Here is a 20281-nt window from a genome sequence, read left to right on the forward strand (position 1 = left end):
CAGGAAGTTAAGCTTTGACTTTGCGCCTGGCACAAACCATCAATACTCAGGAGAGGGATTTGAATATTTGAGAAAGGCTTTAGAAAACAAATTCGGCAAATCCTTAGAAGCGCTTTGCGATACGCTGGTATTTAAACCGCTGAAGATGTACGACAGCCGGTTAACCTGGAAAGATAACCTGGAGGCAAGATTTGCAAAATGGCATGACCAGGCTGGTAAAAATACTTATGAAACCTTCAAATCGACAAAGCCAAACGCTGCTGATGACCTGCTGACCACTGTTGAAGATTATAGCAAATTCGCAATGGCTGTATTGAGCGGCTTCAACCTTCCGGATAGCCTGTTTAAAGACATGATTACACCAAGGGCTACTATAAGCAAAAACAGCTCTATGTGCTTAGGCTGGGAATACTTTGGATCCTTGCCAAATGGCGAGTACGCTATTTTACATACAGGCAGCGATTTAGGCGTTAAAACCCTGGTGCTCCTTTTTCCCAGGTCCAAGCAAGGGCTCGTTGTATTTACCAACAGTGACAATGGACATTTACTTTATGAAAAGCTTATCCCCTTAGCTTTGGGGAAACTCGGAGAGACCTTCATGAAAACAGCCTTTTAAGTGCCATACCCCAGCGCAGCTATCTTATTTAAATCCCCAAACAGATCACCTTACATTTTGTGTCCCTTCATCAATGAATTTATGGTTATCGAAAAAGGATATTGTAAGCATTTCTTTGTGCTTCTGGTATAATCATCACCATTCCTAAAAGGGAGCCTGAAAGGCTGACTTACCTCAAGAAGAGCTAGCAACAGTAGCCACCTGGCTCCTTTTGCAAATTGGCCTAACTAAAATCAGTATAAACAAGTTTGATACTTCCTGTTTGAACCAGTAGGGTATCGCATTAAGCGTTAATCCGGGGAATCAGCACATGGAATGGCAATGAAGCGGAAGGACAAGGAATCTGGGTCTGGGTTAACACGCGCTCTTATCTGCATGGATGCTGCGGCAAAGCTGCTCCCTGTTCTCTGGTGGCATAGCGCAGGCATGCAGCACACCAACATCCGTCCGGCATATTGCGAATAAAGATAAATTTCCGTCAATCCTGACAGGGCGCAACCAAAGCAATACAATGGGAGATAATTTTCTTCAAAACCTTCATAGCATTGTAGATTAACGCGCAAATTATGTAGGAGCCGTTTGCATTTGTCTATTGCATTAAGTTCATCATTATGCCACCTGTGCCAATTGACAAAGATTTAATAGCTGCGCTATTGCACTTTCTAACTGTGGATAGCTAGGAGGTTTAGTAAACATTGTTACTTGGAAACGCTCACAATAGCATTTGTCCTGAGGAATGATGGAAGTAGTAAAGATGGCAACGGGAATATCATTCAGGCGGCTATCCGTCTTTATTGCTGTAAGGGTTTCCCTTCCACCTAATACAGGCATGTTCATATCTAAAACAACCAGGCAAGGAAAATTTTGGGGTTCCTGAGCACGCAGGTAAGTAAGCAGCTCTGCTCCATTAGGAAACTCAACAACTTCATGATCCGGAGCATAGCCTTCCAGAACTTCGCGAAACATTTCACGGTCATCAACATCATCGTCAGCCCACAAAATGGTATGATTAGGTTTCATAGTCGCTCCCGCACAATTCAAAAGGTTAGCTAATTGGTGTTTGCTGATTTACGGTGCGAAGCTCTGTCTATTGACAAAAATCATATGCTATAATCGGCGGGGTACTATATCCGGCAGGTGAATTGGCGATTATCAAAGATGAAAATGGCCCCATGGAAATGCAGCCACCTTTTGACCCAATATTCCATGAACAACAGGAAAGATGCAGCTAGGAATACCCCTGCTTGTTTATTAGTTCAATGAACCTCATGACTTACTCCATTGTAGCGCTTACTCCATTCTTGTTTCTGCTGATGACAATGCTGCATCAAAGGCCAAATGGCGGTGAAAAAAAGATCCAATGGACACAGTAAAAGGAACAAATCTGTTATTAATAATATAATGGTGCTGCAGGTAAGCTGCTTGCCAGGAATCTTTCTTAAGGATTGTTTCTAAAGCATTTCGGAGGTGTTCTGAACTAAAAGGTTTAACCATATACAGGTTAGCTTTGTGCTGGTAGGATTTCTGGATATCGCTCATTTGAGCAGAAGAAGAATAAACTACCACCTTCGATATACCCCTAACAACGAAAAATCATACGATGCTGTTATTGTTAGGATACGGAGTGCTTTTCTTGCTAAATGACTATCCTATGTATAGAAAACACAGTTTACATACACACCCTGCCGCCCCATTGTGGGTTAAAATTGTTCATCCGTCAGTTCTTTATTGACCATTGCACCGGCAACATTGCCACTGTACACGGCATTGGCAACCGAACGCATCATGGCTGCGTTGTCGCCACAGGCATAAACACCCGGAACAGTTGATTGCTGGAATGCATCTACTTTGATGTGGCCCTGCTCTGTCAATTCGCAACCCAGCGAAGCAGGAATTCCGGAGTGTTGGGTGAACGGAACAGCGGCGTACAGCGCATCTACCTGCAGCTTGCTGCCATCGCTGAATAGGACGGCTTCTATCTGCGCACCATTCCGGATGATTTCGACTACCCCTGTTTCAATGATGGTGATACGATGCTGGTCCAGCTTTGCTATTTGCTCCTGCGTCCATGCTGCCTTGCCAGAAGTCAGCACCGTCAGGTCTTTTGTCAGGTTATGCACCAGGCCTGCCAGGTGTAACGCCCTTTCGCCGTTGGCAAGAATACCTGTCTTCATGTTCCGGAGTTCATAACCATGACAATAAGGGCAGTGAACGATCGTGGTGCCCCAGCATGCTGCAAAGCCAGGTATATCAGGAAGAGTGTCTTTGATGCCGGTGGCAAAAATCAACTTGCGGGCTTCGAAATTCTCGCCGGATTGCGTGGTGATGGTAAAGCCGTTTTCCCCTTTTTCGCCGCTAAGGGCAAGGTCAGGGATATAGCTTACCGTGCTATACTTGAGCACCTGTTCTTTTGCTTTTCCTGCAATTACAGCCGGCTTTTCGCCGTCCTGGGTAATGAAATTGTGCGAATGCGGCGTCTGCCGGTTGCAAGGCTTACCGCTGTCGATGATCAGCACCTTTTTCAATGATCGGCCCAGGGCCATAGCCGCAGAAAGACCGGCATAGCTGCCGCCGATGATGATAACGTCGTATTGTTTTCCGGTTTGCATGTTTTATAATCTTTGCTGTTCTTCAGTCTGCTAATTTTTGCTTATCAATTCATTACACGCCGGAAGTTGAACCAACACAGCGCAACAAGAACACCTGTAATCAATACCAGGGGCAGGTACAAGGCCATCCGGTCCAGGTCTGGGTTTTCGGTAAAATACTCCGGTTGGAACCGGCTCCAGTTCTCGGCCCTGGCTTCGCGCTCTTCAAAAATGGAAGGATAAAAATGAAGGCGCAACCGCTCGTGAAAACGTTCGGTACTGTCCAGGAATCCCAGGTGGTTTTCAAGATCGGCCTGGCCCAGTGTATTTAGATGGAGCTGCGTGTGCAGGGTGGGCACCAGCAACCCTATGCGCTTGCTGGCGGCGGCACGCTGCCGGAGCTTGCTTTTCATCTCCGCTACCTGTTCGCGGGCATCGTCATCACCGCCCTGCTGCATCGCATAGTACCAGAGCCAGCTGAATTGCTTATCGGGTAAGGGGTATTTCCTGAACTGCGGGTAGTGCGCATAAAAGCTTTCCATGGTCGGCCGCTTATCCTGGTCCCATTTGGCATGGTAACCTTCGCGCTGCTCTACCGTAGTAGCCAGCGCCTCCGGAACAGGGTATTTTGCCGTGATATAATTATTGATGCCGGCAGGCAGGATAAAGGTGAGCAGCACCCATACAGTGAGCAGGCTTGCCGCGTTGCCGGCCGATGATCTTTTCCAGGAAACAACCCAGAAACAAACGGCAAACCAAAACAGCAGGTAAAAAACGGATAGCCCTATCACTGCCAGCAAAAGTTGGTTGATGGGAATGGACAATACCGGAACAGCGATGCAAAACAAAAGGGCCAGCAACGCAAAGATGGCCATGGCCCTCACTGCCAGCTTTTGCAACAACACCCGCACCGGGCTATGGCTCTGCACGGCAAGCAGCGGCCAGGTGCCGCCTTCCTTTTCTTCCGACAGCAGGTTGTAGGTAACGGCAACGATCAGCAAAGGAAACAGGTATACGAGCACAAATCCAAGATCGAGGTTACCCGCTAGCAGGTTTACCGGGTTGTACAGGTCAGTGTCGTACTTCTGGGCTTCCAGGTTGCGGATATTGATAAACTGTATAGAACTGTTTACGTCCCGCTGTCCTATTGACAGGCCATTGACTGGGTTCACCTGGTTGATGTAGGCAAAGCGCAGGTAATACAGCAACAGGCCCATGTCCTTGTTGTGGTACTGTATGTTCCGGCCGATATGTTCCTGTTGGAAATGCGCGGTCTGTTCAATACTGGCCTGCAGCCTTTCGAGGTGGCGTTTCCCGTTATAGATGCCGATCAGCCCTGCAAGCAGCACGATCAGCATGCCGGTGAGCACCACCCGCGAGGAAATGAAATTTTTTATCAATAAAAATAACATGGGTTATACTGCTTTAAGCTTTTTGGAAAGAGAAGAAACCAACACGGTGAGCAAGGCTGCCCAGAAAAGTAAGGCCGCCAACGACAGCGCCTCCGCACCGATGGCAGCGGCACCCGTCAGCCCCTGGTAGCTGAAATCGGGAAAGGCTTTCCAATGGGCGCTGCTGATGCTGTAGGGCTTGTCGGCAGGCAGCAGCTTTTTATTACTCACCAGCTTTATCTGCAGCTCATTCATATGCTGCGCGAGGCGGTAGCGGTAGGCTTCTGTTTGCTGCTGGAACCGCATGTACGACTGAAAGTCGGTACCGCTCATGGCCATGGAGAGGTGCTTTACCGCTGCAAAGGGATTCAGGAAAGCCGAAAGGCGCGCCACCTTGTTCTGCTGTTCGTAGGTGCGGAGCAGCGCTTGCTGGTGGCGGTTGTACACTTCCGAACTCATTCGTTCGCCTTCCCGCATCTGGAAGCCGGCGTAGTTGAACGGCAGCTCCTCTATTGAGGTGGCACCATGCACCTTCAGTACAGAATCCTTTAAACGTTTGAAATAAGGATCATCCGGGTTGTGGCTGTCGCCCAGCTGCAGGATATTTTTTTCAACCCCGGTTTCAAAAGCAATCCGAGAGGGAGCGGGATACAGGTAGGTGCCTATAGCCTGCGTGGTACGGGGCAGCACAATGGCAAACAGGAGCCACACCCCGATCAACCCTGCCAGCGCCGCCCTTGCCCTTGCTGCCACTGCCGACACCACAACAGCGGTAACACAGATGATAGCGAGGTACAAACCGTAGGTAAGCATTAAAAAGAGCAGGCGCAGGCTACCATCAAGGGTAAACCCAGCGGATGAAACGATCATCCCGGTCAACAGCAGCAGCAATGCAGCAAGCAGGAATGTAAAGGCTACTACCATCAAGCCCAATGAGCGGCCCGTCATGATCTCTTTCCACGAAGCACCCTGGCTTAGCAAAAGCTTCAGTGTTCCGTTCTCCCGGTCGGTAGCAATCAATCCAAAGCCGATAAAGAAGAGCACCAGCGGCACCAGCACCTGCAGGATGGTGGCCATACTCATTTCGCCAAAGCGCAGCAGCCCTGTGCTGAAACTTGCCTCCGAAAAGTTGACGCTGTTTTGCTTATGGGCTTCGAGAAATACCGCGTTGCCGGTGTAGCTTTCCACACCGAAGTCAAAAATGCTCAGGGGATGTTTGGCCCGGAACGCAATATAGCCGTAATGGGCCATTCGATGCGGGTGCTTGTCGGGCATCTCTTCCCAATGCTTTCTTACTTCCTGTTGAAACTGCTTTCTGATTCCGGTCTGGGTCCGAAAGGTCGCCACCCCGGTTATGGTTGCATATACCATCAGGGCTACCACAAGCCACATGAGCAACAACACGGCCTTATTGCCCATTGCTGTTGCCACCACCTGCTTCGCCATCAAATTCAAAACACTTTTCCGCATTTTTCCCTCCACTTGTTTAAAACTTATAGGTAGCACTGATCATTACGTTACGTGGAGCGCCCGGAAACAGCCGGAGGTAGTTCTGCGCCCCTACCCAGTAAGTATTGTTGGTCACATTATTCAGGTTTACAGCCAGCTGCATATTGCTGCCACCAGGGGTATAGTACAGGGCCAGATCCAGCAGGGTGTAGGCAGGCACCAGGAAAGACCGGCTGAACCAGGGCACTTTATCTCCGCTATGCTGCACCCCCACACCCAACCCCATATCCTTGAGGAAGCTGCCCTGCACAAAATTGTAACGGGTCCACAGGTTGGCGCTGTTGAAAGGTGTATTTTCCTTGCGGGCACCAACAAGTTCGGCCTTGCTGTCGCTGACCACCCGCGCATCGATATAGCTGTAGGAGGCATTAATCTGCCAGTTGGGCATCAGGAAGCCGGCAAGGTCCACTTCAAAGCCACGGCTGCGGTCGGCACCCCTTGTTACCAGCGAATCGGGGAAGGCTGGCACATTGGCATTCATCAGGATGTTCTGCTGGTTGATCTCGTAAGCTGCTGCCGACAGGTGCAACTGGTTTTTCCGGAACGATCCTTTCACGCCTACTTCTTTTAAGTCGCTTGAAAGGGGCTCGAACAGGTTGGCCGACTTCGCGGTGCCAGAAAAGCTGCCGGTATTGGGCATCAGCGTAACCGTGTTCGACTGTGGCTGGAATCCTTTAAGGTAGGTGCCGTACACATTGATATTGGGCGTTACCGCGTAGGTAAGGCCGATACGGGGCAACAGGACGGTTTGGGTGAAGGACCGCTCCCTGTTTGATTTGTAATTGGTGATGTCTTCAAACCACTCCTGGCGCAGGCTCAAAAGGAGCGTAAAGCGTTTCCACTGTACCCCATCCTGCAGGTATACCGCGTGGTTGAGGGTCATTGCAGGTGGCAGCCCGGAGCGCACATTCAGTACGTACTCATCGCTGTTGGGGTTCAGGTTGGTAGGGTTGGCCAGGTTGAAATGCGGTACGTTGGGACGGGGCACCACCACGCCATCGATGGTAATGGTTTGGTAATTGGCCGCATTGGCGGGCACAAAGGTGTTGGCCACCGAGCCGTCGCGCAGCAGGAAGCCACGGGCTGCATTTTGGCCACCACCCTTTGTTTTGTGCCAGGCGCTGCCATCATAACCTGCCAGCAGCTTGTGCTGCACCGGGCCTGTTGCCAGCGCAAAATCGAAGTAAGCCTGCAGGTTGTCCACGTTCCAGAACTGGCGCCGCTGTACAAATTGCATGGCGGCAAGCGCGTTCACAGGCTGCCCCTGCATGTTTACCCCAAAGGCATTGGTGGTGCGGTGCTCCTGGAGGTCTTCGCTCCAGGTTTGCTTCATGAAGCCGGCGGTAAACCCGATCTTGTTGGTAAACCGGTGGGCGATATTGCCCATCACGGTAAAGTCCTTCGACCTGAAAAAGTCGTTGGGCGCACCCAGGTTAAGGCTGATGGGCGTGCTGTTCAGGCTGGTCACGCCTGCCACTGCGCCGAAGATAGGCTGCCCCCGGTCGAGGTTGCCGTTCATGTTGCTCAGGATCATTTCGGCATTGATGGCGGTCTTTTTGTTGGGCAGGTAGGTTAAGGAAGGCGATACCAGGAAGGATTTGTTGCCCACATAATCGCGGTAGCTCCTGGCCTCCTGGTAAGCGCCGTTGAGGCGGTACAGCAAAGTCTTCTCCTTATTCAGCGGGCCGGTAAAATCAAGCGTACCCCTGATGGTACTGAATGAGCCCACGTTGATGCCCACTTCCCTGCGCACCACATCCAGCGGCTTCTTTGTAACGAGGTTGATGCTACCCCCCGGGTCAACGGAAGCAAAAGTGGCACTGGAGGGCCCTTTGATCACCTCCACCCTTTCCACGTTGGTGGTGAGCGGTTGCAGGAAATAGTACTGCCGGGTACGCATGCCGTTGATGATCTGGCCTTCTTCATTCTGGCTGATACCCCTGATGGCGTACTGGTTGTAATTACTCGAGGGAACCACGCCACTGGTCAGCTTTACGGCATCACCCAATAGAAAGGCCTGTCGGTCGGCGATCAGTTCCTTGGTAATGGTGGCAATGGACTGGGGTATGTCTTTGTTCAGCGCCGCAATACGGGTGGCGCCAAATGAATAATCGCTGTTGTATTTGCGCACGCTGCGGCCGACTACTTCTACGGTTTGTAGCTGCAGGCTGTTGGCAGCAAGGGTGATGCGGATGGTATCCGGTGGGGCCCCGCCAATCGAAGCGGCCTGTACGTGGCTGTCGAACCCGGAATGGTTTACCGTAAACGTGTAGTTACCCCTGGGCAGGTCGGTAAAAAGGAAGATGCCCTTGTTATCGGTAAGCACCGAGCGATTCAGGGATTTGCCTTTCAGGATAACGGTAGCCCCCTGGAGGCTTTCGCCGCTTCCGGCAGCAATTTTTCCAACCAAACCTACCTGCGAACGGGCAGTAAGTGCACAAACAAAAAAGAAGAAGGTAGCAAGAAGACGCATATGCAGGTGGCTGGTTTAGATTGTTTCGAGGTATAATTCCTGGAGGGCGTTGGCCGAAATGGAACGGGTGTCTACGGTATGCACCAACCGGCCCTGTTTCATGATGCCGATACGGGTACCCACATTTACCGCATTGAAGATGTCGTGGGTGGCCATCAGTACCGACTTACCCTCGGCAGCAAGCCCCTGAACGATGGTGGTAAATTCAGCAGTAGCCTTTGGATCAAGACCAGAGGTGGGTTCATCCATCAGGATGGCAGCTGCATTCTTCGCAAGGGCAATGGCAATGCCCACTTTCTGGCGCATGCCTTTAGAATAGTTGGCCAGCTTCTTTGCGTGGGCTTCCTGCTGCAGACCTGCTTTGTTCAAAAATGCAGTCAATTCGGCAGCCGGGTAGCGAAAACCGGCCAGCCTGCTGAAATAATCCAGGTTTTCCAGCCCGGTCAGGTTACCATAAAGCATCACCACTTCGGGTATGTAGGCCAGGTGCTTGCGGGCTTCCTGCCCCCTGGTGGAAACAGGCACGCCTGCAATACGGGCCTCCCCCGATGTGGGGGCTACAAAGCCCAGGAAAATGTTGATGGAGGTGGTTTTGCCGGCGCCGTTCTGGCCCAGCAAGCAAAAGATCTCGCCCTTCTCAACGGTCAGGTGGAGCCCGTTGAGGGCCGTGTGCCCACCATAGGATTTGGTGAGCCTGATTGCCTCAAGCATGGTTGGATTTTTTTTGTAAAAAAAGAAATGGAAAGGAGCCTGGCTACTTACAGCTAGTCCCGAAACAACAGCCGGCCACAAACTTTACAGGCAGGTGCATGCCACTTGTGTGCCTTTCAATGTTGGGAACAGGAAAATAGAGCGGTGCTACCGCGGGAAGGTTGGGGTAATTAAGCTAATACAGGCGGGCCACGGTCAGCGTATACAAGCCCGATTGATGCTGTAAGAAAACTTCTGAAATGGCATATATAAAGAGCATAGACCCTAATAGCCGGAACCGCACACGTAATTGCATCATGGTCGTAATCCTTCGAAAAGTGAAAGTCGCACACTGCACAATACGATACTGCTTTAAGCTCCTGTCCAGCAATATATGGATGCGGTTTTGCTGTATGACTATGTTGGTGCAAGGCTTTACCTAGCTGCATAAACAGAAATACCATTAACAGGAAAACTGCTATAGAGCTCTTTGCTGATATGTGGATATTGCCACGCACAAAACGAAAGTATGTAAAACCCCTAAAATTGCAACATTGTTGCGAAAATATTTTTAACAGGTAGATGGAAAGAAATAAACCAAAACACCAAAGATGGTAATGCTGACTTACCAGGTCAACGCTGTTACTCAACCATTTTCTTTTAAAATGCCCCAGCCTTTTCCTACAAATCAAAACAAGGTTACCACCCCAAAGCAGGTTGAGCAGCTTTTTACAACACCAAGCCCGCAAGGTGATGGGTATGGCAAACGGGCTGTCCATCATGCTGAGCGGTACATGGAACAACTAGAGCATAGTAGGGGTAAGGGATAGCCAGGTACAAGCTTTAATCCGGCAGGCAGGTGCACCCAATAAGGAAGTTTTGCATAACCTGCAAAAGGGTGTGCAGGATGCCTTTTCTACACAGTTCAAAAATCTGTGTGCGCAGGTATTCCGGTAATGCAAACCAACCCTACCCACAAACGCCGAAACAAAAAAACTCCCCTTTGGCGCTTACAACGCCATCAGAGGCTACCATCAGAACCTGCACAGAAGAAGAACCAGCATAATATCCAACGTTGAATGTTCATAATAAATATACCTTGAAAAACAGGGAAAAATGATCATGCAAATGCCTTATAGGACTTGAATAAGCCGCGGTGCATTTATGATGATCAAAATAAAATAAGGCCAGCATTGAAAATTACGCCTTATCAATTTGTGTTTAGCAGCCATAATTCATAATAACCTAATACGTAATAAAATTATTATCTGCATTTTGGCATACAAATTTGTATTACAGATAATACCTGGTTAACAGGATACCTGATAAGTTCTGATGCCATGTATGACGACACAAACTTACCTATGTTTGAAATCAAACTTAGTTTTCCCAGTGCAGGAAGTATGCTGCGGTTTATTGTGGCTGAAGAAGTAATACAGGTAGCGCTTTCTGATTCTGAGCATGCGATTTATGGTCATTTTTCGCAGCAGCAATTGGTAAGTGCCTGTGCTTTCTTTGGTGCTTCGGCAATGTATGCTTCCAGCTCTTTGGATGCCTCCTTTCAATTCAGCAGGTAACAATTACACTATTCCTGTCCCATTGTAAATTCCCTAAGTAGGTATGCCTGTAAATATGCAATCCGATCAAAACTCACTGCAGGACTGATCCTCCAAAAGCTAAATTGGGGCTGTCCTGACGCTTCATATGTGCAGGTCACAAGTTGTGATTTTGGGTCTGAACTTTTACCGTTTCTGGCCGCTTAAGAAAATATACAGAGCAACCATCTTAACGCCACTGGTTGGTTTTCATTACAAAGGAATCTATGATAGCATCAGGAATAATGAAGCAAATAAAAAAAGTGACCATCTAGAGAGAGATAGTAAAAGCTTTTTTGCTTTACCATGGTATGGATAAGTTTATTCCTCCGGTTGAAAGAGATTTGACGAAGCTTTCCAATAAGCAAAAAAGCAAACAGTTGTAAATCTGCAGGTACTACAAGCTCCCACCATCTGCCCCACTTATTGTGCCTGAGGAGGAAAACTCCAAGCCTTCTTCAGCCTTTGATGTAAAAACTATCCATAGCAACAATGCAAAGGCAATCGGTAACTATGTTACCCACATTATAACCAAGAATGAGGGGGAGCTCTATTGTCAGCTGTGGAACTGCTCCCGCAAGGTTTCCCACCTTTATACCGAAGCGTATAGCGATAAGGGTATTCTAAGATCAGTAGAGGCACTGGAAAGGGGTGGACTGCTGAAAGGCAAGAGATCCGTATTGACTAATGAGTACTGTGCAGTGCATACCATTCCGCTGAACCAGGCTACCATGCGTTTTTATGATTGTTTGGGAGTCAAAAACAAGGAGGTGTGAAATAATAGTCAGTGATATTGTTCCTCTACTTCCAAAGCCAGGGCTCGGTGAGTTTAAACCTGGAGACTTTGATGGGGTGGTTAGGGAGCTGGAAAGGGCAAGCAATTAGTTCCTCTTCTATAAAAACGGTCAGGGAGAGCTGAAGTTGCTTTTTGAAGACCTTTCAGCTCCTCTATATGCCTGTATGGTTGCCAGACTTTTCAGCCCGATCAGCAGAAAGTATATAAATTTTTGAAGCTGGTGCCGGAAGCTGTTTCTCAGGTAAAAAAATTGCTATAAAAAAGGGGGGAGGAGATGGCAGGAAGAATAGCAAGCTTCATTACAAACAGGTAATTAAATCAGGAAAGTTGCACCCTTTCCTTTTTGGTCCAAGTCAACAGTAATTCTGAAGCAGCTGTATCCTGTGCCCTGTTAACCTCACTTTTGCGCTGTTGATGAATAAAGATAATTTGCTGAACCCTTGTTCAAGTATTCTCGGCCTATACAAAAACAACTTAGTGGTTTTCCACTACCCCACGCAATCTCTTTGTTTATTCGTTTAGAGATAAATCTTAATGGATAATTTTGCTACTACATCGTTTATCCTATGATTTACTTAGTTTATATCAGTGCTGCATCCTACCCATATATGGATGAAGATCTTAAAAATATTCTCCTTAAAAGTAGGCAGAACAACGAAGCTCGTAGTATTACCGGCCTGCTGCTCTACCATGAAGGATCTATTATTCAGGTGCTTGAAGGGGAGAAAGAGCAGGTCTTTTCCATTTACCAGACCATTAGCAAAGACCCCCGTCACAAAGGTATCATCGAGCTGCTTTCCGGTGAGCTGGAGAAGCGGAACTTTCCTGATTGGTCAATGGGATTTAGAACGATCACAACCAGAGAGTTCAAGGAACTGACGGGATATACAACATTCAGCAGCGCATCTTGTAAGATGGCTCAAAAAGTGGGGTCTGATGCAGAACAGGAAATCCTGACTTTGTTAAAAAGCTTTATGGCAGTAAATGTTAGGTAGCCCGGCGAAGGTAGCGCCCGCCGGGGTATAGCAGGCAATACTTGGCAAAAGAAGCATGGCAACTCCTGGCCGGGCTTCAGATATTTTGATTTCACTGACTTGAAGTGAAGCGTTGTTTGGTAGTGTCTGGTTCTTATGCGCAACCTGAAATTAGCTTTTAATTTGAGCATGCCTTCTTTTAAACAATCAGCAATGGTCTTTATAAATCTGGCTACATCTTCTTTATCAGCAGCTAACTGTGTGAGGTAATTTTAACACCCGATGATGTACCATATTCGTTAATGCTCATACAAGATGGCAAGCCATTCACTTTGCACTTACTTTCAGGATAATGGCAACACTAAATTCAACTTACATCCTTTGTTGATTTCACTTTGAATTTCAACAATACCACCCAGTTCCGCTGCACGGTTCCTCATATTGGCAATACCGATTCCTGGATTCACACTCCGGACATCAAACCCTACTCCATTGTCAGTTACTTTTACAATAAGTGAATTGTCTTCCACAAAGATTGTAACGGCTACCTCGGTCGCCTTTGCATGATTGATGATGTTGGTAAAATGTTCCTGTAAAATCCTGTAAACGGCAATATGCACATCATTGGTTACCTCCAGATGCGCAATATACTGTTCATATACAAGGTTAAACCGGTTTGCTACCTTTATGCTTTCCAGAAGTTCAGCGACAGAGTCACACAGCCGGATTTTACCTAAAGAAGGGGCAGATAAACGCTTTGATAAGCCACGTATTTCGTTGATACAACTTTGTAGCAGTCCCATAGACCGGTGCAACAGCTCATCCCGGTTTCCGCCATCAGCAAGGCAAAGTTCTGTGTACAACTTTACTGTTGTCAGGACCTGATTTACATTATCATGCAGTTCCTTGCCAATTTCCGCACGCTCCTTTTCTGTTGCCTTTATTACCGCACCGGCAATTCTCTGCTGCTGCTTTTCCTTTTCCTGGATAAGCTGTTCTTGAAAATCTTTTCTTTCTGTTACATCCCTGAAAAAAACAGATATGCCACTTTCCGACGGATAGGAGTTCACCTCTATCCAGCGATTGATGCGTTTGGAAAAGTATTCCATCTGCAAGGGCCCGCCTGCATTCATAACCATGTTATAATGCTCCTGAGCAGTTTCCAAACTGGGCTCAGGAAGCACTTCCCAGAAAATACGTCCGATCGATTCATCAGCACGAAGTCCTGATATCACCTCTGCAGCCTTATTCCAAAAGGTTATACGCAGATCCTTGTCCAAGCCAATAAAGCCATCGGTTATACGATCAAGTAATTGTTCAAGCTCACGCTGTGTATTTAAAAGCGCAAAGTGCTGCTGCTGCTGGAGCAATTCCAGCCTACGCTGTTCAGTAACATCCCTGCCAACGGAGTATAAGATGTTATCACCAAAGTCCCAACCGCCTTCCCAAAATATGGTAATAATCCTTCCGTCTTTATGGATGTACCTGTTCTCGTAAACAGGGATATCGGCCCCCTGGTAGCCCTGCATGGCGGCATCTCTTGAAGCATTCCGGTCTTCTTCAACAACTAAGTCAAAACAAGAAATACCTATCAACTCCTTGGGCATGTAGCCAAGAATACGATAGGACGCTTCATTAACATAAACAAAACGGCCTTCAAAATCAAAAGCACACACCAGTTCATTGATTGAATCCAGTAATTTGCTTTTAATTGCAGCTGTCGGATTGATGGATAAAGCATTCTTTTTCCCCATGTCCTGGATTATATTAATTGTCTGTTGCTGCACCGTAAGCCTTATCTAAATTTAAGATACTTTATTAGCCGTTTGCACAATAACCTGGCTTTTTTAAACGGCATGGGCAGATGTTCCATATCTCCTCCCTGCACTTTATACTCTTGGGCATTCAGGATGGCCCGCTTAATATCGCAACACTATATACTGATCCATGCATTATCCCAGGGGGAACATGGCAATAATAACACAACCCAGCCCTGGTGAACTATTTACCGAAAAAGAACCACCTAAACTTTTGGCACGTGTAGCCATATTGGAAAGCCCGATACCGCCACTTTTTTGCCCTTGCTTAAACCCCTTTCCATTATCTGAAATCTTAACCATTAATTCATTATCAACAAGGTCAAAGAATATGGTTACAAGGGTAGCATGTGCATATTTAAGAATATTGGTTAATTGCTCCTGGACGATCCTGTAAATAGCAAGGTGCAATTCTTCTGAAATGGGAACCTGCGTGGTAATGTCTGCATCAAGCACTACCTCGAATACCTGGGTCGCTGCAATGTGCTCCACAAGCTCCCTAATAGAATCTTTAATTTGAATATTTCCTAATGACGGTGCAGATAAACGCTTGGAAAGTGTTCTGATTTCTGAAATGCACGATTGTAGTAAGCCCACGGAGCGCGTCATCAAAGGAGCATTCTGAACGGGGTCATCAATGCAAAGTTCTGTATATAATTTAATTGACGTAAGTACCTGATTTACATTATCATGAAGCTCTCTACTGATCTCTGCACGCTCCCTTTCCTGGGCCTTGATGGTGGCAGTAGTAAGCAATCTTTGCTGTTCTTCAAGTTCTAGTTGCAATATTTTCTTCTCCGTAATGTTCGATTGGATGAGGAAAAAACGGTCTACCTCGCCATCTTCATTGTACATCGGCTGTCCAAACATCGACAACCAAATAACCTCCTTTGATTTAGTATAAGCCTGTATTTCTCCTGAGAAAGGAAGTTTTTGTAAAAAGTTCTGGTGCATACCTGCGACATCTGCCAGATCCGTTTCAGGGCTGAACATTAAGGCGCTGTGCTTGCTTCCGACAGCCTCCTCCAGGGTATACCCGGTTATCTTGCTGAAAGTGTTGTTTACCCAGGTAATATCCCCGTTTAAATCCAGCAGGGAAACAGCGTCTAATGATTCCTTGGCAATAAGGGAAAGAAGCCTGATCTCCTGCTCTGCTTTCTTTTGGTCGTTGATATTTTTGAAAAAAACCGAAAGTCCATTCTTAAATGGGTTGACGTGAACCTTGGTCCAAACATCCCTGGCAGGATAATAAGCTTCGAAATCGCAAGGCGCTTGCTCCTGCAGCGCTTTTACATAATACCTGAAATAATCCTGCCCTTGTGCATCCGGAAAACTTTCCCACAAAGATTTTCCAACCACATCCTCTTTCGCTTTCCCCAGTATGCTTTCTGCAGCATGGTTCCAGTAAACAACTATCCAGTTTTCATCAACGGCAAAAAAGCCATCCGTTGTACGCTCCAGCAACTTGAAAACAAAGTCTTGATCCTGGAGAAAGTTGGTAAGGGTGTTTTCCATAATCGGTAATAATAACCAGCAAAGGTGAGACACTTACCTTACTAAAATTTCTAATACATCACTCTTTTTCTACATTTAAGAGATTCTACTTAGCACTTTTGAAAAGCAATTCCTGTTATATAACTACACCGCATTTTTCTTAACCATGCGGATATATTAAAATTGAGCTAACATCCACCCATCATTTACCTGCTACCTGCCATACCGTTAAAGGAGTGGTGCGCTGCCTTAGCCCTCAATAGCAGAAAAGTTCAGGATAGCTCATCGTCTAACCTGGCCAGGGTTTGATCTGCATACCTAAGTTTTTCAACTTTGCGCAGAAACTGGAAAACAGACCACAATACGGCACCCGCTGCCAGGTTGGCTCTCAATATGGAATGAAGCATTTAAATTTTCTGCCCTTGTCCGCATATTGGTGATTCCAATACCGTTGCTTTTTCCTGCCAGATCAAAACCGCTGCCATCATCAAGGAGTAACAGCTGAAGTTCCTGATCAGAAATTTTAAGTTCAATGGTGGCATTTTTTGCCCCGGCATACTTCAGCATATTATTCATCCCTTCCTGAACAATCCGATACACTGCCAGGTGTAGATCCTCCGAAACTTTTAACTGGTCCATTCCTACGGCTTTCAATTCAATGCACACACGCTTTGTCAGGTTGATGGAGTCCACTAAATCTATCAGCGAGTCAAGAAGTGATATCTTACCAAGGGTTGGTGCAGAAAGACGTTTGGAGATGCTCCGGATTTCGTTAATACATTCCTGTGTTAACTGCATTGCCTTCACCAACAACTCCCTGCCCTGCATATAACCAGACAGGTACATTTCATTGTACAACTTAACTGTTGCCAGCACCTGGTTTACATTATCATGCAGTTCCAGGCCGATCTGGGTACGTTCGGTTTCCTGTGTTTTGATTATTGCAGCCAGTATTTCTTTTTGTTTGTTAACCAGTTCCTGGTTTAGTCTCTTTTGTAATTTCACTCGGTCATCAATAACACGGGCATTCACAAGTACACCCTGAACGCTGGTATTATCAACATGGTTGGTCCCTTTTGACTCCAGCCAGATCCAATGGCCGTTCTTGTGTAAAAACCTGTGCTGCACACCTTTGGCCGCATCATCATGTACATATACCTTTTCCAGTTCCGCCTTTACTTCTGCAGCTTCTTTCTCATGTATAAAATCGAACGCTGACCGCCCGATCAATTCCTGGGTAGCATATCCTAAAATATTGGTTACATTATCGCTTATGTAGGCAAAACAAACCTGCCTGTCAATGATTACAATAAGATCCGAACCATTATGAACCAGGGTCTTGAATCGCTGTTCACTTAAAAGCAGTTCGTCATCCTTCGTCTTTCTATCCGTGACATCCCTGCTATTGATGGTTATTCCCATAATTGCAGGATTGTCCAGGTGGTTTGATGCAGTTGTTTCCATCCACCGCCATGACCCGCATCCGCTCTTAAACCTAAAGGGACCCAACAAAACGGTTTTTTTATATTTTATCTCCCGAAGAGCACTCACTACAACCACTGCATCATGTGGGTGAATAAATTCCAAAAGGTTTTTATCATTCAGTTGGGCTGCATTCCAGCCCAGCTGCTCTTTTATATTTGCACCTACGTATTGATAGTTCCCCTCCTGATCAATGATACCCAGTAATTCATTTCCATTTTGTACCAGGGAGCGGAACCGCTCTTCATTCCGCTGCAACGATATTGCAGCACTTTTTTGTTCTGTAATATCCTGAATAGTGCCAATGGTCCGTACAGGCTGCCCCGCTGCATCCCGGATTACTTCCCTTAATCGTTTAATGTAAACAACCTGCCCGTCTCGGCGGAGAATACGGTATTCCATTGTAGAGGCATACAGATTTTCAGGCTTGGTTGCAGCATCCCTTACCTTGTCCGTATCATCCGGATGAACCAAAGACCAGAAAATCTCTGGTGTGAAGCGTGGAAACTCGTAAGGATCCAGGCCAAATATTTCATAGAGGGTGTCAGATACATAAGTATAACTGTTGGCTACTACGTCAAATTCAAAACTTGCTACTTTGGCCATCTCCTGGGCCTTGGTAAGGCGCCTGTCCAATACCTCGTTTTCTTTTCCATTTCGCGCAACACAGTACAGTAACCTATCAACTGCATCCCACCGTGCCGACCACATTATGGAAACCATGGAACCATCCTGGTGAAAAAACCTGTTGGTAAACCTGGAATTTGTGGAGGCATGTTTCGGGCCTGAAAAAATGTTCTGCGTTTTACTGATATCTTCCGGATGAATGAATTGTAAAAAAGAGACGCCCATCATTTCTTCAGGAAAATATCCCAGGAGTTGAAAGCTCGCAGGGCTGACGTACTGAAAGACACCATATTCATCAATGGAACACACCACATCTGCAATTGAATGCAGCAGTTTCTCAAGGTCCGGAGGTTTGTGTTGCGGTTTTGTGAAGGATCCGAATTGAGCAGTTTCAAACTGGCTTGCCATATCCGCTAAGTTCGAACAGGACACCAACAAATAAGTTTACTATTGGTTAATAATAACCAATGTATGTGTTAATACCTACATGTATTTAAGAATAACCGAGTAGCCTTTTAGCATATTGGTATAAGCGAATTTTTGAACAGCGTCTTTAATTCCTATAGGTTTAAAATGCCCTTTCTAAACAATCAGATGAAGACCACTTCCTGCAAAGGATAGCTGTAAATACCCGCAAATAAAGACTGTTTAACAACTATGGTTTATTTGGATGATTTCAGGAAAAAAGAGGCAAAAAATCACCTCTTTTCCTTGCCTGGGAAAATACCGGACCTACCATTTAAACCCTTATCAGCTGGAAGGAAAACAGAAAGTACCACCGGTCCTATCAACAAATATTTTGTAAGGCATACTGAATCCATAAAATATAACCAGTTTGATAAAATAGTTTTCAAAAAGAAGTGCTCCACCAAGCCCACGTTAAACAATTTTTGGCATTGATCTTTTCACCAAGTTCGGCGCACTTCGGTGCTGCTTTCCAAGGAACTACGGCATAAACACAAATCCCCACCACACATAAGGCCCTCCTTTATTCCGTTCCTCCTTGCAGCAGGCCCGCAGGAGCGCCGGGCGGGGTTCCATAATCAATTTTCCAAAACACCTAAAACGAAAACATTATGGAAAAGAGCCAATTTACAGGCAGCGGCGTTGCAGAAGTAGAACTGGTATACCGCTCCAGGGTAAAAGCATCACAAAGGCCACAGGTAAGGACTTCTTTAGACGCCTACATGATCCTCTCCGAACTATGGGAAGAAGGCACCATGGACCTGCAGGAAAGCTTCAAAGTACTGATGCTGAACAGGGGCAACAAAATATTGTGTCTCTACAATGCATCATCAGGTGGCATCACCGGCACCGTAGCAGACCCAAGGCTGATCTTTACCGCAGCCCTTAAAGCAAGTGCCGTAAGCATCATCCTGGCACACAATCACCCATCAGGTTTACTGCTGCCTTCAAGGGCAGATGAAGAGCTTACAGCAAAGCTCAAAGGTGCAGGCCATCTGCTCGATATCAGGGTGGCAGATCACCTGATCCTGACTTCGGAAACCTACTATTCATTCGCAGACGAAGGGCTCATCTGAGCCCTTTTTTTATGCCTTTAAACACAGGAAAACAAGGGTCAAAAAGGGGGTAAAAACAGCTACTAACAGGGCACAAAACACCCGTGAATTGCGGCATGTAGCACCTGACTAAAATCTGGACAAGGCACTGAAGCAAGCTTGCGCTTTACGAGCTTTAAGATAGGATGACAAAGGCATATACAGCAGGGAATTCAGCAGGAATGAAGTGGGGAGGACATCCAAGGATCAGTGGGCCGGCGCCCGCCCACGGCAAGATGTACAATTGTGGACACTTTTGGATAGTAAAGTAAAGCTGCACTCCAAAGTCGTGCAGCAAAGGACAGGAAAGCAAAAAAGTGAAAGATGGAACAGAGGAAGGAAAAACGAAACAGGATGATCAAGCTTCGTATCAGTGAAGCGGAACTTAAAGAGATTCACCAGCATTTAGGCCGTAGTACCAACAGGAGCCTTTCGGAGTACATCCGAAGGCTGGCCCTCAACAAACCCGTAACAGTAAAAGTGCGCAATGCATCGGCAGATGACTTTCTGGAACAGATGCTGCCACTGCAGGCCTGCCTGGAGCAGGCCTGCGACACCTACACAAAAGCTGTTGACCGGCTACAGACACTGCACAAGCTAACTGAACTAAAAGGATGGCTGATCCTGCACGAAAGCACCAGGGCAGCCCTCCTGGAACAGGTAAGCCGCA

Annotated in this window: 14 protein-coding genes; 5 read left to right on the plus strand and 9 right to left on the minus strand. The window is 46.8% G+C overall.

Annotation, left to right across the window (positions count from 1 at the left end):
• Nucleotides 1-616, plus strand: a 616-nt coding sequence (locus BUE76_RS22265) for a serine hydrolase domain-containing protein (protein ID WP_158070026.1), incomplete at its 5' end; no start/stop codon positions are given.
• A gap of 609 nt (nt 617-1225) precedes the next feature.
• Here BUE76_RS22265 and BUE76_RS22270 read toward each other — a convergent pair.
• The 6 genes from BUE76_RS22270 to BUE76_RS22300 form a co-directional block, all read right to left on the minus strand.
• Nucleotides 1226-1636 carry a response regulator gene (locus BUE76_RS22270; RefSeq protein WP_073042117.1) on the minus strand — a complete coding sequence of 137 codons (411 nt, stop codon included), beginning with the start codon at nt 1634-1636 and terminating at the stop codon, nt 1226-1228.
• Nucleotides 1637-2316: 680 nt separating this feature from the next.
• Complete coding sequence (locus BUE76_RS22280) at nt 2317-3225, minus strand: NAD(P)/FAD-dependent oxidoreductase (protein ID WP_073041815.1); 909 nt, start codon at nt 3223-3225, stop codon at nt 2317-2319.
• A 44-nt stretch (nt 3226-3269) separates the two neighbouring features.
• On the minus strand, nt 3270-4616 hold the full coding sequence (locus BUE76_RS22285) for a DUF3526 domain-containing protein (RefSeq protein ID WP_073041812.1): 1347 nt from the start codon (nt 4614-4616) through the stop codon (nt 3270-3272).
• 3 nt (nt 4617-4619) lie between these two features.
• Nucleotides 4620-6041, minus strand: a complete 1422-nt coding sequence (locus tag BUE76_RS22290) for an ABC transporter permease (protein ID WP_216820708.1) — start codon at nt 6039-6041, stop codon at nt 4620-4622.
• Nucleotides 6042-6081: 40 nt separating this feature from the next.
• The gene (locus tag BUE76_RS22295; RefSeq protein WP_073041808.1) at nt 6082-8577 is read right to left on the minus strand and encodes a TonB-dependent receptor domain-containing protein; all 2496 of its coding nucleotides are present in this window, start codon (nt 8575-8577) and stop codon (nt 6082-6084) included.
• 15 nt (nt 8578-8592) lie between these two features.
• Nucleotides 8593-9288, minus strand: a complete 696-nt coding sequence (locus tag BUE76_RS22300; protein ID WP_073041806.1) for an ABC transporter ATP-binding protein — start codon at nt 9286-9288, stop codon at nt 8593-8595.
• A gap of 1343 nt (nt 9289-10631) precedes the next feature.
• Between BUE76_RS22300 and BUE76_RS22310 the strand changes: the two genes are divergently transcribed.
• Nucleotides 10632-10844: a hypothetical protein gene (locus tag BUE76_RS22310; protein ID WP_073041802.1), complete on the plus strand. Its 213-nt coding sequence runs from the start codon at nt 10632-10634 to the stop codon at nt 10842-10844.
• 1380 nt (nt 10845-12224) lie between these two features.
• Nucleotides 12225-12653, plus strand: coding sequence for a BLUF domain-containing protein (locus BUE76_RS22325; protein ID WP_073041796.1), 429 nt, complete (start codon nt 12225-12227; stop codon nt 12651-12653).
• Nucleotides 12654-12976: 323 nt separating this feature from the next.
• Here the strand turns inward: BUE76_RS22325 and BUE76_RS22330 are convergent, their stop codons facing one another.
• The 3 genes from BUE76_RS22330 to BUE76_RS22340 all read right to left on the minus strand — a co-directional run bounded on the left by BUE76_RS22330 (nt 12977) and on the right by BUE76_RS22340 (nt 18460).
• Nucleotides 12977-14386, minus strand: coding sequence for a PAS domain-containing sensor histidine kinase (locus BUE76_RS22330; protein ID WP_073041794.1), 1410 nt, complete (start codon nt 14384-14386; stop codon nt 12977-12979).
• 198 nt (nt 14387-14584) lie between these two features.
• On the minus strand, nt 14585-15964 hold the full coding sequence (locus BUE76_RS22335) for a PAS domain-containing sensor histidine kinase (RefSeq protein ID WP_143157249.1): 1380 nt from the start codon (nt 15962-15964) through the stop codon (nt 14585-14587).
• A gap of 306 nt (nt 15965-16270) precedes the next feature.
• A complete protein-coding gene (locus BUE76_RS22340; protein ID WP_073041790.1) occupies nt 16271-18460 on the minus strand; it encodes a PAS domain S-box protein in 2190 nt (729 codons plus the stop codon).
• A gap of 668 nt (nt 18461-19128) precedes the next feature.
• Here BUE76_RS22340 and BUE76_RS22350 point away from each other — a divergent pair.
• Together BUE76_RS22350 and BUE76_RS22355 are read left to right on the plus strand one after the other, a co-directional pair.
• Nucleotides 19129-19593 carry a JAB domain-containing protein gene (locus BUE76_RS22350; protein ID WP_073041786.1) on the plus strand — a complete coding sequence of 155 codons (465 nt, stop codon included), beginning with the start codon at nt 19129-19131 and terminating at the stop codon, nt 19591-19593.
• Nucleotides 19594-19965: 372 nt separating this feature from the next.
• The coding region (locus BUE76_RS22355) for a plasmid mobilization protein (RefSeq protein WP_216820709.1) at nt 19966-20281 on the plus strand (316 nt) is incomplete at its 3' end.

This window comes from Cnuella takakiae, assembly GCF_001953305.1.
Taxonomy (GTDB): domain Bacteria; phylum Bacteroidota; class Bacteroidia; order Chitinophagales; family Chitinophagaceae; genus Flavisolibacter; species Flavisolibacter takakiae.